Below are 13,497 nucleotides of genomic sequence, written 5' to 3'. Positions count from 1 at the left end.
GAATCCCATGACCCATCGCGCAGACCAGAACGACTGCGCCGTGCTGGATTCCTGGCACGCGGTCGGCTTTCTCGAAACACTGGGCACAGCCCCCACGCATACCCGCCTGCTGGGCGTCGACCTGACGATCCAGCGCAACGTGGACGCCCAGATAACCATCCGCGCCCAGGGACACGACACCCCCCTGCCGGTCGCCGAGCGCTATGGCTGCCTCTGGACCAGCCTCGGCACCCCACCAGCCACCCCACTCGCCATCCCGGAAGCCGACGAGCCCGACCGCCGCCTGGTCTGCTGCGGCTCGATCGACGTCCACGCCTCGGGCCTGCGCGTGGTCGAGAACTTCCTCGACATGGCACATTTCCCCTTCGTCCACACCAACATCCTGGGCGCCGAACCCCAGACAGAAGTCCTGCGCTACCACACCGAATCGCGGCGCGACGTCGATGAAATCTGGGCCACCGACTGCCGTTTCCACCAGCCGCAGGCCGCGCTGTCGGCCGTGGGCGGTCAGGACACGGGCTATATCTACCGCGTCGCCTCGCCCTTCGTGACCCTGCTGTACAAGACCTGCCCCAACGACACGCTGCGCCCCGACGTCATCGCCCTGTTCGTCCAGCCGACCGAGCCCGAGCGCTGCCGCGCCCACCCTGTCATGTTTCTGATCGACGATTTCTCGACCCAGGCCGACCTGATCCAATTTCAGCAGAAGATCTTCCTGCAGGACCGGATCATTCTCGAAAACCAGCGCCCCCGCCTGCTGCCGCTGGACGCCCGCGCCGAAATCCCGACCCGTGCGGATTCCCTCTCGGTCACCTACCGCCGCTGGCTGAAGCAGAAACAGGTCCGCTACGGCGCCACTGGCGCCCTGCCTGCCGCCTGACGCCACCAGCCCGAACACCCGGCCAAGGCACAACCGCCTTGGCCAGTCGCCTACGCCTTCAGCTTCCGTGCCAGAGCCGCCAGCGCCACCAATTGCCGCGCCAGGAAATCGCGTGTCGCGCCATCGGTCAGTTCCTGCGCTTCCGCGTCGATCTTCTGTCCGGCCAGCCCTATCATCGCCTCAGGCCGGTTGAGCACCATGGCATCGAGAAAGACCAGGCTCTGGCGCAGATGATACTGCGCCCGTGCCCCGCCGATCGCACCCGGCGAAGCGGTCTGTATCGCCACCGGCTTTCCCGCCAGCGGCTGCGGCGTCACCCGTGACAGCCAGTCGATGGCATTCTTCAGCACACCGGGCATCGAGTAATTATATTCGGGCGTCACGATGATCACCCCATCCGCCGCGCGGATCTGTTCCGCCATCAGCAGAACGGGCGCCGGAAACCCCTGATCCTGCACGTCGGCATCATAGAGCGGAAACGCACCGACCGAGCCCAGCGCGCTGATGCTCACCCCCTCGGGCGCCAGCGCGGGCAAGGCCTTCGCCACGGCAGCATTGAGCGAAGCCCTGCGCAGGCTCCCCACCAGCGTCACGAACTGAAGCGGAACCTGGTCTGCCATCATGCACCTCCGGCAAGGGACGAAACACGCACGCCCGTTGCCATCCTCTCTCATGGCGGGACCAGCCCATGCAATCACAATGCACGACCGCCACCTTCCGTCCCCACAGGCCATAAAGGGGAACCTCACCCGCCTTGAACCGTAAAGAGTGGAACATCATCGCGTTAAGGCCGGTTTTACACTTCCGGCCCCTCGCCCGCCCGGCGGGCCCGCACGGAGAGCCCTTCTTGACCCCACAGCCCGGTACCCCTCCCCGCCCGTCCCCGATCCGCCGGACCCTGGCCATCCTGGCCGGCGTGTTCGCGCTGGCCATCATCCTGCTGATCGCGCTGTGGAACTGGGACTGGTTCGTACCCACGATCAACCGCAGGGCCTCTGCGGCCCTGCATCGTCCGGTAACAGTCGCCCACCTGCATGTCCAACTTGGCTGGACGACCACGATCACGCTGGACGATCCGCATATCGGGCAGCCCGAAGGCTTCACGTCAGAGAAGGAAGAGTTCGCCAGCGCCAGGTCCCTGACCATCGCGATCAAGCCATGGCCCTATCTCGTCGGCCACGGCCTCACGTTCCCGCTGATCGCGCTCGACACCCCACGCGGCGATATCGTGGCCCTGAAGGACGGACGCAACAACTATACCTTCACGGCAGACGGCAAGCCGGCCCCCGATGACGGGTCACCCACCTCCCTGCCCCATATCGACGAACTGCGCATCACCGACGGCGATATCCGCATCGCCCTGGCGCGACTGCGCAGCGATTTCCGTCTGGCGGTCCACACCACGCCTCCGGCGGACGGCAAGCCGGGCACCATCGTCGCCGATGCCAAGGGCCGATACGCCGCCCAGCCGATCACCGGCCATTTCGTCGGCGGCGCGCTCCTGACGCTGGCCAATGCACAGAACCCCTACCCGGTCGATCTGTCCATCGCCAACGGCCCCACATCGGTCACCCTGCGCGGCACGGTCGATGACCCGCTCCATTTCGCCGGCGCGCAGCTCAACCTCAAGCTCGCCGGCCCGGACATGTCGCTGCTCTATCCGCTGATCGGCATCCCCATCCCGCAGACGCCGCGTTATTCCATTGCAGGAAAACTCGATTATACGGCGGCAAAAATCCGCTTCACCGGTTTCGATGGTCACCTCGGCAGCTCGGATATCGGCGGCGACATCATCGTCGATCCGCACCAGAAAGTCCCCTTCGTCGACGCCGCCCTGCACTCCCACCTCGTGGACCTAGCCGACCTCGCCGGCTTCGTCGGCGGCGAACCCGGCCATACGAAAGCCGAAAACACGGCAGACACCAACGTCCTGCCCGACCAGCGCATCAACGTGCCCAAGCTCAATGCGGTCAATGCCCACATCGCCTATCATGGCGATCATATCGAAAACAAACGCATCCCCCTGGACAATATCGACGTCGACGCCACGGTCCAGGACGGCGCGATCGACGTCCGCAAGCTGAACTTCGCCGTCGGCACCGGCACCCTCGCCTCCACCGCCACCCTCAACCCCGCCGCGAACAACGATTTCAGCACGCGCTTCAAGCTGGATGTCTCGCGCGTCCCGGTAACGCGCCTGATGAAGGGCGCCGGCTCCCTCGAAGGCCAGGGCACCATCGGCGGCCATGTCACGCTGTCCTCCACCGGCCATTCGGTCGCCAACCTGGTCGCCAACGGTACAGGCGGCATCACGCTCGTGCTCGATCAGGGCGGCCACCTGTCCGCCATCCTGCCAGACCTGCTGGGGCTGCAACTGGGCAACGCCCTCCTTTCGGCACTGGGCCTCCCCGACCGGACCCCGCTGCAATGCTTCATCGCAGACATGCCGCTCAAGGACGGCATCCTCTCCACAAACGCCTTCCTGCTCCAGACCGGCGATACCCGCACGACAGGCGACGGCACGATAAACTTCCGCAACAACACGCTGGATTACGCCATCACGACCCGCGCCATCCACTTCACCATCGCCTCGTTCCCTGGCGCGGTCCACATCACCGGCCCGCTGCACAGCCCGACCATTCTGCCGGGTGCGGAAATCGCCGGCCGCCTGGCCGCGACGGGCGCGCTGGCGGCGGTATTCCCCCCCGCCGCCATCATCCCCACCATCCAGTTTGGCGTCGGCAAGGGCTCGGCCTGCGAACAGGCAGTGGAACAGGCCTACGCCCATCCCGCCGCCGGCATCGCCCCCGGCGCCACCACCGGCCCCCGCCCCTCGGCTGCCGCCAAGGCCGGCCGGGCCAGAACGTCCGGGGCCAAAGAACGGAAATCCGCCGCCGAAGTCCGCGCGGCATGGGAGAAAAAGCAGCAGCACAACCATCAATGACCCGTCGATGGCTTCCCCCGCTCGGCAACCGGGCGGCATCCCGCCCCGGTCTCCATGATCGTGAGGGAACCCGCTCCGTCCGTATCAGTTCGCCGCCGATGCAACGGCCTGTGCCGCCAGTTCCTTTTTCTTCTCTTTTTTGAACTGCTCATCCAGCAGTAACGATGCAAGATGAAAAGCCCGCCGGGCATGGGCATAGGGCAACCACTGTCCCAGCGGGTTCCACGGCATGCCGTTATTATATGTCGCAACGGCAACCAGCGCCTCACCCGTTACACCATCGGCCGCGACAAGTTCCTCGCTCGCGCCACCTGGAAACGGCGGCGGGATCGGCGGCATGCCGCCACCCGCGGCTCCTGCCGCGAACCCGGCAACGACCGGTATCGCGTTATAGTACCATTTGCTGCGCCGGATATTCGTGATGGCAGCCCGAACGCGGATCACGTCCGTACAGGCACCGCAATCGCCGGCGGGCAGAACCCGGAAGTCATGCCCCAAAGCCTCGCCCAGCTCTTTCTGGAAGGCCGCCGTCATGCGCGCTTCGGCCTTGGGGGGAAGCTTCGGCGCCTTGGCCACCGGCTTCCAGATCACCGGTTCGATCATGACGGTATGATACCGCACAACGTCGATGTTCGGATTAACGTAGATCAGATCGTCGGTGTGATCTTTCGTAGGGGTCATCTGGGCATAGGTTTCAGGCGGAATGAAGCCTGTCCGGGTCAGTTTCTGCCCGGCACACCCCATAAGCGTCGCGATCGCCGCGCAGGCGATCAGAGAGGTTGCAACCAGGCGGAGACGGCGCGTCCCGGCCCCGCAGGAAGAGGTGGAAATCATGGATGGCTCCGCTTGCCGCAGGAACGGCTCCGCCGTGGCATTGCCAGCCGCGACGGAGCCCTCCAATACGGTCGTGTTTCGATGGAGCCAGACTAGAGAGCCGTTTTTTCTCGCGTGTGTCCCATATGTGTGGGCTCGGAAACATTGCGACCATTCTGCCTTATGGACGGAAGCAGAACGCGGACTTCCAGGCCACCACCCTCACGGTTCTCCATCTCGATCTCGCCGCCATGCGAGCGGACGATCGCCTGCGCCGACGTCAGCCCGAGCCCCACGCCACCCGTCTGCCGGTTGCGTGACGTATCCACGCGAAAATACGGATCGAACACGCGCGGCAGCGCCTCCTGAGAAATGCCGGGGCCACGATCGCGGACATAAACGATCAGTCTGCCATCCTTCTGCTGTTCGAGGTCGATCGTGGGCGGCGTTCCGTATTTGATCGAATTCTCAACAAGATTCGTAAAAACCCTTTTCAGGGCATAAAGCCGTCCGACGTAACAGGCCTTGTTCGGTCCATGATAATCCACCGCATGTCCCTGATCATTGTAGTCATAAGCGATGGTCTGAAGCAGTCCGGGCAGATCGAACATGGTGCTGGCTTCCCCGGCCGCATCGTCACGAAAGAACGCCAGCGCGCCGTCGATCATGGCCTGCATTTCATCGACATCGCGAAACAGGTCGGCCTGCTGCTTCCTGTCGTCGATATACTCGCCACGCAGGCGGATACGCGTCAGCGGCGTGCGCAGATCATGCGAGATCGCCGCCAGCATCGTCGTGCGGTAGGCGATGAAGCGCTGGATCTGCGCCTGCATGCCGTTGATGGTCCGGGCCACCAGCCTTATCTCTCGCGGCCCGGCTTCTTCGATGGCGGCGCTCGGCGGCTGATGCCCGAGCTGCCGAACGGAATCCGCCAGATCTTCGATCGGGCGGGAAAGCTGGCGCGAAGCGATCATTGAGACGGCAACCACCCAGAGCGTCAGCATCATGATCTGCAGCAGCAGACGCTCGAACGGATAGAACCCCCAGAACCTCTGCAATGCGATGCCCAGAATCCAGCTTCCGTCCGACAGGCGGACGCCGACGAAATAGGCATCGGGATTGCGTATCCGGTCATAGGGCAACCCGGGGGCACGCGAGACGGGGTTGTCCTCCTGAAAGACGACGATCCTGTCCGGCCTACGGGCCAGGAAAGGCTCAAGGAAGGCACGGCTCTGCTGAATCTGGAACTCCACATACCGCCCATGTTCCAGTTCGCCGGACACGGTGCTCCCCACATCGTACCACCCGTAATGGATCGTATCGGTACTGGCCGCCATCGCCATGCGCGCCCGCTCGGACGGGCTGGCGGCATCCACCAAACGGATGACGGTCGCGACCTGCTGCACCAACCCCGTCGCCTGAATATCAGGCTTGGCCCATGTTCCGCCGAAGGTGAAGAAAAGCTGGAGCAGCAGCAGCGTAACACCGGCGGCGAGCGCCACCGCAATCACCAGTCGCCGGGCGATCGTGTCCTCCAGCAACAGGACGCGCCTCATGCCCTGCTTACCGGCGAGGCGAAGATATAGCCGCCATTGCGAACGGTACGGATAATCTCCGGACTCTTGGGGTCGTCCTCCAGCTTGTGGCGCAACCGGCTCACCTGAACGTCGATGCTGCGGTCATAGGCCGCATGCGACGGTCCACGCGCAAGGTCCATCAACTGGTCGCGGGTCAGCACACGCTGGGGATGTTCGACAAAGGCCAGCAGAAGTTCGAACTCGCCGCCCGACAGCAGGACCAGCGACTGGTCAGCCGATCGCAGCTCGCGCCGCGTGACATCCAGCCGCCAGGACCCGAAGCACAGGACCGGGCGCGCCGGTTCCCCATTTCCCGCCACCTTGTCCCTGACCCGCCGCAGAACCGCCTTGACCCGGGCCAGCAACTCCCGCTGGTCGAAAGGCTTGGTCAGATAATCGTCGGCCCCGATTTCCAGTCCCACGACGCGGTCCGTATGGTCGGCCATCGCCGAAAGCATGATCACAGGAATGTTCGATGTGCTGCGCAGCTTCTGGCACAAGGTGAACCCGTCTTCCTTGCGCAGCATGATATCGAGGATCACAAGGTCGATAGCCTCGGCCTCAAGGGTCGCGAACATGTCCTGCCCGCCTTCGGCAACCGAGACCTGATAGCCGTGCTTCTGTAAAAAGCCGGTCAGAAGATCGAGGATATCCCTGTCATCATCGACAACGAGAAGCGTGGGCATGGTGGTCATCGCCATTCCGTAACACGACCGAAGCCCCCGATGATGTCCGGCGCAGGAAACGTTGTTTCAGACCGGACACAAAAGAAATTTCCCCCACACACCACCTGCTCTCCCCGGTTTGCACCATCAACATGACGGGACCTGCGGCCCGATCGGCAGAATGAACACGGAACCCGACACCCCGCCACGCCAGGCATCGTGGACTCTCTGCATTGCCCCGTTCCTCACGACCGCGGTCCCTGTGCCGAGCCCATGCGGCAGACCGACTCGGATACCTTCTCCAGGGTCATGTAAAATACCAAAGAAATCCATATTATCTTTTTTATGAAGGTCACGATGACAGTCATTTCCACATGTTTCCGGAAAGAACGCTCCCAGGAAAATCGTCGGTCACTTCTGCGAATGCGTCAGATACATGAAAGAAATCGAAGCAGATATGGATATCACCATGTAAAAGACAATAAATATCCAAGGAAAGGCGGAAAAGACGAATGCGACGCCATATCGGATCACTCCCGTCATGATCCTCCCTGCTTTCATGCGTGATGGCCTGATCGCGGCAGCGTCGGCGCTCGGCGCGACGGCTTGCGTCGTGCAGCACGGATAAACAGTCATCGTCTTTCTCCTTCCGGTTCCGGTCGCCGGGCACCCACGCTTTGCACCGAACGATCCCGCCACCCGTGTCTAATCGGCCTTCTTTGCTGCCGTATGTCCTGAATATGTCGTGCCTGAAACACGCTCCGTTCCCGACGGGCACGTCGCTCCCTCACGGCCCCCGGGCCTGCGCACAGGTCCACATCACCGACGACAGCGGATCGAGGCCACTCAAGGCCACGGACGGCACACCTGCCTCGCCCGGGCCTGTATTAAGAATTATTTGCAATCTCTAATTTCCCGTGCCATTGCGGAACCCGCGCGGCCAGAGGGTCCGCACATGGCGGGAAACCGAGATCGTGAAGGTTTCCGGGTAAAGGAGCCCAGCGTTGACCTATGTGGATGAGCCGCTTCTGCAGGCCTATCTCACGCATCGCTCCCGGCTGCTCTCGCTCGCAACCCGCGTGGTCGGCTGCCGCTGGAAGGGCGAGGACATCGTCCAGGACGCCTATTTCCGCATGCGGGCCGCAGAGGGCCAGGCCGCGGGCTCCGTCGTACGCCGTCCCTTCCAGTATCTGTGGAGCGTCGTCTACCGCCTTGCCCTCGACGCCCGGCGCGACATCGCGCGGGAAGAACATCGCCGCGCATCCCCCCGCAGCCGTCATGAGGACGAAGGCCAGTCGGCCGCCTCACCCCCTCCCGGCGACACGCTCACCGGCGTCACCACGCCCGAACAGGAGGTCGCGGGCCGCGACGAACTGCGCAAGGTGATCGCCATCCTGCAAACCCTGCCGCCCCGCACGCGTCAGGCCTTCGAACTGCATCAGATCCAGGGTCACACCCAGCGCGAGGTCGCCGAAATACTGGGCATATCCTGCCCCAGGGTCAGCATCATGATCCGCACGGCGGCCCGGCGCCTGAATGACGCATTCGACGCGGAGGCGTGACGATCGCTCCGATGCCGCCATCATCCCTGCCCACGGCTGCCCGCCTCCACCGGCACGGCCGCTCCGGCCCCCTTCCTTTTCCGGCCCGACGCGAATACGAACGAGCGTGATGACAACGCATCCCGGACCGGACCCGACGGATGAGGCCATTTCCTGGCAGATCCGCCTGACGGACGCGCCTGACGACCCGGCCCTACGGGCTGCCTGCCAGGCATGGCAGGATGCCAGCCCGGAAAACGGACAGGCCTGGCGCAAGGCCGAGCGTATCAGACGGCTCGCAGGTGCCGCCGTCAGGGCGGAAGGCGCCGCCCCTCGCCACTCAGTTCCGCGCCCGCGCGCCATCCCGGCCATTTCCGCGCGCCGACCGCCTTTCCGCCGGCCTCTCGCCGCCGCCACGGCGATCGCGGCGACACTGGTCATGGCCGTCTCCCTGGGCCCCACGCTCTATGACCGGTTCAGGGCCGACTACACGACCGGCGTCGCGGGCAGCCGCCAGCTCACGCTGGCGGACGGGTCCGAGATCCTGCTGAGTGCGGAAACCGCGATTTCCATCCGCATGGCGGCAGACCGGCGCCAGGTCACGCTGATCCGGGGCGAGGCCCTTTTTACGGTCAGGCACGACGACCGCCGCCCCTTCCTGGTCCGCGCCGGTTCCATGACCACCCGCGATATCGGCACCATCTTCGAGGTGGAAAGAAACGGCCCCCGCCGCCGCGTCGCGGTTCGCGAAGGCATGGTCGGCGTCATGGCGCCCACTGCGGGCCTGCCGGAAGAAACACGTCTTGCCACCGGCGAGCAGATCGAACTGACGGAAGGCTCGGCGCATATCGGCCGGCAGCACGTCGATCCCGCGACCATCGGGTCGTGGCATTCCGGATTGCTGTCCGTCGACAGCACGTCCCTGGCCGATCTGATCGCGACGTTCCGCCGCTATTATCCCGGATATGTGGTGGTACACGGCCCCCTTCCCGCCATGCAGCGCGTCGGCGGCGTCTACGACCTGCGACACCCGGCCGATGCCCTGCGGATGCTGGGCGAGGCACACGGCGCATCGGTCAGCGAATTTGGCGGCCATCTGCTCGTCATGTCCTTCCGAGACACGCCGCGCACGCCCTGATGGCCTGATGGCCCATAGCGCCAGTCCCGCACAGGCGCCACGGCTGGCGGCCGGCGATCCCCACGCCATGCCTCGCTACCTCCGCATCCTCGCCGCTCGTCACGGGCACCAAGCCTGCATGCGGCGCACGACAAAAAAAATCGCCGTCCCCTGTTAACTCTCGCCCTTCCGATCCCGTCTAGCAGTTGCAATTGCGAATTTTTCTTAACGACGATTCCGGGCCTGCACGCCCGGGAAGGATTCACGGATGGGTATCTCTGGCTCCACAGCCCGCTTCGGCGCGGCCGTGGTCGTGACATGCGGCGTCCTCGCCGGTATCGCCGGTCCGGCATGCGCCGATACGCCGGCCGCACAGGCCCCGCTTGTCAGGCTCGACATCGCGGCAGGCCCGCTCGCCGGTGTCCTGCGACAGTTCGCAACCAGCACCGGCACCAAACTCCAATACGACGCCGACGCGGTACAGGGCATGACGTCGCCCGGCCTGCACGGAGTGTATTCCATTCCCTCGGCACTGGGGCAGATCCTCGCCGGCCACGGGCTGGCGGCACGGCAGAGCCGCCCGGGCTATTTCATCGTCGGCAAGGCCACCGACACCATCACCCTCGGCCCGGTACGGGTCCAGGGTGCGGCGCCCGAACGCCAGGACGCAACCACGGCGATACTCGGCCGGCCCGTTACCGGCATGGTGGCGCATGACGGCATATCGGGCACCAAGACCGACACACCGCTCATCAAGGTCCCGCAATTCATCTCCTCGGTCACGAACGACCAGATGCGGTTGCAGAACGTCCAGAGCGTCGCCGAAGCCCTGCGCTACACGGCCGGCGTCAATTCCGAAGTCCGGGGCACCAACAACAACGCCCTCCAGTATCTCTATGCGCGGGGCTTCCTCGTCGACGAATTCTGGAACGGCCTGCACACCCCCGGCCCGCTGGGCGGCTTCGGCTACAATGTCACGACCTACGATCCCTACCTGCTCGAACGGGTCGAATTTCTGCACGGCCCGTCCTCGGTCCTGTACGGCCAGGGCTCACCCGGCGGCACGATCAACCTGGTCAGCAAGATGCCGACGGCCACCCGATTGCACGAAATCGGGGTCGAAACCGGCAATTACGGCCGCGTCCAGGGCTTCATGGATTTCGCCGGCGCCATCGACCGGCAACAGAAATGGCTCTATCGGCTGACGTTCGACGCCTTTCGGACCGGCACCGCGATCGACCACATCCACAACGAACGTTTCGCCGTCGCCCCCAGCCTCACCTGGCGTCCCACGGCCGATACCAGCCTGACGGTCTATGCCCAGTATCAGGCCGACCCGGATGCCGGCAGCTACAACTCGGTCCCCGCGGTCGGCACCGTCCTGCCCGGCAAGGTTTCGATCCCACGACGGCTCGACGCCAGCGACCCGTCCTTCGACAGCCTTCACAAGATGCAGGAATCGATCGGCTATATCTTCGAACATCGCTTCAGCCATATCTTCTCGTTCCGGCAGAGTTACCGCTTCCTGCATAATTCGGCCAAGATCGCGTATCTGCAGACCAACGGCTACGCCACCGCCGACCAGACCAGCCTGGCCCGCATCCCCTATCTCAACCAAGGCACGGTCAACGCCCACACGCTGGACAACCAGTTTTCCGCCAGGTTCCGCACGGGCCCGGTTTCCCAGCACATCCTGGTCGGCGTCGATTACCAGAACATGGCCTACGATCACGATTTCTATGCCGGATCGTCCGCCCCGGCCCTGAACATCCTTCATCCCGTCTATGGATTATCGATTCCCTCGCCGGCGCTGGGGACGATGCTGGCAACATCGGGCGCCTTTTCCCTCCAGCAGGCCGGCCTCTACGCCCAGGACCAGATCGACATAAGGCACTGGTCCTTCCTTCTCGGTCTGCGCGAAGACTGGGCCGGCCTCGATTTCCGCTCCTTCAAGACCGGCAAGACGACCTACGACCAGTTCACCCGCGCCTTCACCTGGCGCGCCGGCGGCGTGTACCAGTTCGACAACGGCCTGGCCCCCTATTTCAGCTACGCGACATCCTTCCAGCCGCAGACGGGTTCCGACTATGGCGGCAACGTCTTCAAACCGACGACGGGTGAACAGTACGAGGCCGGCATCAAGTTCCAGCCACGGGGCATGAATGCGTTCGTCACGGCCTCGGCCTTTCACCTGATGCAGAACAACGTCGCCACCACCGATCCGCTCCATGCCGGCTTCAGCATCCTGACAGGCCAGATCCGCTCGCAGGGCTTCGAGGTCGAGGCCCATGCCGACCTGACGAAAAACCTGCAACTGATCGGCTCCTATACATACACCGATCTTCTGAATACCCGAAGCAACACCGCGCACGACAAATCCCCGGTCGGCATCCCACGCAACGCCGCATCCCTATGGCTGGACTATACGGTCGACCGGGGGGCCTTCACCGGCCTGCAACTCAGCGGTGGCGCCCGCTATGTCGGCAGTTCCTACGGCAGCGTCGACAACACGCTCAAGGTGCCGTCAGCCGTCGTCGCCGACCTCGCCGTGCGCTACGAACTCGGCAACGCCGTCCCGACGCTCAGGGGCACCACCCTGTCCTTCAACATGACCAACCTGGCCGACAATCACTATATTTCGTCGTGCAGTTCCACATCCTTCTGCACCTGGGCCGCCGGCCGCCAGATCATCGGCGGACTGAAATACCGGTGGTGAAAACACACGCCATCCCATGACAGCCCGACACCGGAACAGACCACGGGACAGAACGATGAAGGCCCACACGTTGCGCTGCTGGTTTCTCGTTCACAAATGGACCAGCCTCGTCAGCACGCTGTTCCTGCTGCTCATCTGCGTCACCGGCCTGCCGCTGATCTTCCGCGAGGAAATCAGCGACTGGCTGGATACGTCGCAGCCCTACGCGCAGGTGGCGCCAGGCACACCCACGCAGCCCGTCGAAACGGTGCTGGATTCGGCACGCCGGCACAATCCGGACCAGGTCGTCGTCTCGGCCTTCGTCGATGACGACGCCCCCCGGATCGTGATCGGCATGGCGCCGTCATGGCCCGCATACAACCAGGACCCGCGCATCGCCCATTTCCTGAAATTCGATGCCCATACCGGCATGCTTCTCCGCGACAGCACCGCCTTCAGCGGCGCGCGGAGCGGCTTTCTGCCCCTCATGCTGCATGTGCATACGGACCTGTTCACAGGCTTGCCCGGCAACCTGTTCATGGGTCTCATGTCCCTCTTCCTCGCGGCCGCCATCCTGTCCGGCATCGTTCTGTACCGACCGTTCATGAAGCGCCTGCCCTTCGGCACCCTGCGGCGCGATCGCGGCACCCGCATGGCATGGCTGGACTTGCACAACCTGCTCGGCATCGTGCTCGCGGCATGGATGGGCGTGGTCGGGCTGACAGGCACGCTGAACGAGCTTTCCACGCCCCTGTTCGCCGTCTGGCAGGCATCGGACGTACAGGCCATGTTGCGCACCTGGCGGGGCCGCCCACCCATAGCCGCCGCCGACCGCACGTCACTCGACGCCGCCTTCCGCGCCGCACAGGCCGCTCTGCCGGATCGCCGGGTCATCAGCGCGATCTTCCCCGGCTCGCGCATGGGCACGCCCTATCATTATGTCATATGGACCAAAGGCAACACGCCCCTGACCGCCCGCCTGTTTACCCCGCTCCTGGTCGATGCACGCACCGGCCGGGTCACGGCGATCGTGCCCATGCCCTGGTATCTGCGGGCCCTCGAAATCTCCCGCCCCCTGCATTTCGGCGATTATGGCGCCATGCCCCTGAAAATCATCTGGGCCATGCTCGATCTCGGCACCATCATGGTCCTGGTCAGCGGCCTCATTCTGTGGGTCGGAAAGCACAGGCTTCCCGCCCAACCACGCCTGCGCGCCCTCGGCCGCGCACCCGATGACGAAACGACCACCGCCACCGGATAGGCCC

The 13,497-nt window shown here is 64.3% G+C and carries 11 protein-coding genes; 6 read left to right on the top strand and 5 right to left on the bottom strand.

The genetic code is table 11. The features are described from left to right. The first annotated feature begins 7 nt into the window (after positions 1-7). Positions 8-880: an aromatic ring-hydroxylating oxygenase subunit alpha gene (locus C7453_RS10765; RefSeq protein WP_114727538.1), complete on the top strand. Its 873-nt coding sequence runs from the start codon at positions 8-10 to the stop codon at positions 878-880. 50 nt (positions 881-930) lie between these two features. On the opposite strand, the gene C7453_RS10760 is transcribed toward C7453_RS10765, so the two are convergent. After that, a complete protein-coding gene (locus tag C7453_RS10760) occupies positions 931-1,500 on the bottom strand; it encodes an NADPH-dependent FMN reductase (RefSeq protein ID WP_114727651.1) in 570 nt (189 codons plus the stop codon). A 227-nt stretch (positions 1,501-1,727) separates the two neighbouring features. Between C7453_RS10760 and C7453_RS10755 the strand changes: the two genes are divergently transcribed. Continuing rightward, positions 1,728-3,824: an AsmA family protein gene (locus tag C7453_RS10755; protein ID WP_114727537.1), complete on the top strand. Its 2,097-nt coding sequence runs from the start codon at positions 1,728-1,730 to the stop codon at positions 3,822-3,824. A gap of 84 nt (positions 3,825-3,908) precedes the next feature. Here the strand turns inward: C7453_RS10755 and C7453_RS10750 are convergent, their stop codons facing one another. From C7453_RS10750 to C7453_RS10735, 4 genes are all read right to left on the bottom strand, one after another. After that, positions 3,909-4,658 carry a DUF3313 family protein gene (locus tag C7453_RS10750; RefSeq protein ID WP_245948975.1) on the bottom strand — a complete coding sequence of 250 codons (750 nt, stop codon included), beginning with the start codon at positions 4,656-4,658 and terminating at the stop codon, positions 3,909-3,911. Positions 4,659-4,750: 92 nt separating this feature from the next. Further along, positions 4,751-6,193 (bottom strand): sensor histidine kinase, encoded by a 1,443-nt coding sequence (locus C7453_RS10745; protein ID WP_114727536.1) that lies wholly within the window; start codon positions 6,191-6,193, stop codon positions 4,751-4,753. Then, positions 6,190-6,909 carry a response regulator gene (locus C7453_RS10740; protein ID WP_114727649.1) on the bottom strand — a complete coding sequence of 240 codons (720 nt, stop codon included), beginning with the start codon at positions 6,907-6,909 and terminating at the stop codon, positions 6,190-6,192. Before C7453_RS10740 ends, C7453_RS10745 begins: the two co-directional genes overlap by 4 nt. A 381-nt stretch (positions 6,910-7,290) precedes the next feature. Further along, a complete protein-coding gene (locus C7453_RS10735) occupies positions 7,291-7,515 on the bottom strand; it encodes a hypothetical protein (RefSeq protein WP_114727535.1) in 225 nt (74 codons plus the stop codon). A gap of 377 nt (positions 7,516-7,892) precedes the next feature. Between C7453_RS10735 and C7453_RS10730 the strand changes: the two genes are divergently transcribed. The 4 genes from C7453_RS10730 to C7453_RS10715 all read left to right on the top strand — a co-directional run bounded on the left by C7453_RS10730 (position 7,893) and on the right by C7453_RS10715 (position 13,493). Further along, positions 7,893-8,441: a sigma-70 family RNA polymerase sigma factor gene (locus tag C7453_RS10730; protein ID WP_245948992.1), complete on the top strand. Its 549-nt coding sequence runs from the start codon at positions 7,893-7,895 to the stop codon at positions 8,439-8,441. Between the two features lie 109 nt (positions 8,442-8,550). Next, positions 8,551-9,558 carry a FecR family protein gene (locus C7453_RS10725; RefSeq protein WP_170143196.1) on the top strand — a complete coding sequence of 336 codons (1,008 nt, stop codon included), beginning with the start codon at positions 8,551-8,553 and terminating at the stop codon, positions 9,556-9,558. A 247-nt stretch (positions 9,559-9,805) separates the two neighbouring features. Next, positions 9,806-12,253, top strand: a complete 2,448-nt coding sequence (locus C7453_RS10720) for a TonB-dependent siderophore receptor (RefSeq protein ID WP_114727532.1) — start codon at positions 9,806-9,808, stop codon at positions 12,251-12,253. 55 nt (positions 12,254-12,308) lie between these two features. Further along, positions 12,309-13,493, top strand: a complete 1,185-nt coding sequence (locus C7453_RS10715; protein WP_114727531.1) for a PepSY-associated TM helix domain-containing protein — start codon at positions 12,309-12,311, stop codon at positions 13,491-13,493. The last annotated feature ends 4 nt before the right edge of the window (positions 13,494-13,497 follow it).

This window comes from Gluconacetobacter liquefaciens (genome assembly GCF_003350405.1).
GTDB classification, from domain to species: Bacteria; Pseudomonadota; Alphaproteobacteria; order Acetobacterales; family Acetobacteraceae; genus Gluconacetobacter; species Gluconacetobacter liquefaciens.
Note: the sequence above shows the minus strand (reverse complement) of the source record. Positions and strands in the feature narration are given on the sequence as shown.

Bases quoted from the DNA above. Each gene is read 5' to 3' on its own strand.
- C7453_RS10740 (WP_114727649.1), bottom strand. From the start codon at position 6,909: ATGACCACCATGCCCACGCTTCTCGTTGTCGATGATGACAGGGATATC.
- C7453_RS10735 (WP_114727535.1), bottom strand. From the start codon at position 7,515: ATGACTGTTTATCCGTGCTGCACGACGCAAGCCGTCGCGCCGAGCGCC.
- C7453_RS10760 (WP_114727651.1), bottom strand. From the start codon at position 1,500: ATGGCAGACCAGGTTCCGCTTCAGTTCGTGACGCTGGTGGGGAGCCTG.
- C7453_RS10720 (WP_114727532.1), top strand. From the start codon at position 9,806: ATGGGTATCTCTGGCTCCACAGCCCGCTTCGGCGCGGCCGTGGTCGTG.
- C7453_RS10765 (WP_114727538.1), top strand. From the start codon at position 8: ATGACCCATCGCGCAGACCAGAACGACTGCGCCGTGCTGGATTCCTGG.
- C7453_RS10725 (WP_170143196.1), top strand. From the start codon at position 8,551: ATGACAACGCATCCCGGACCGGACCCGACGGATGAGGCCATTTCCTGG.
- C7453_RS10750 (WP_245948975.1), bottom strand. From the start codon at position 4,658: ATGATTTCCACCTCTTCCTGCGGGGCCGGGACGCGCCGTCTCCGCCTG.
- C7453_RS10715 (WP_114727531.1), top strand. From the start codon at position 12,309: ATGAAGGCCCACACGTTGCGCTGCTGGTTTCTCGTTCACAAATGGACC.
- C7453_RS10745 (WP_114727536.1), bottom strand. From the start codon at position 6,193: ATGAGGCGCGTCCTGTTGCTGGAGGACACGATCGCCCGGCGACTGGTG.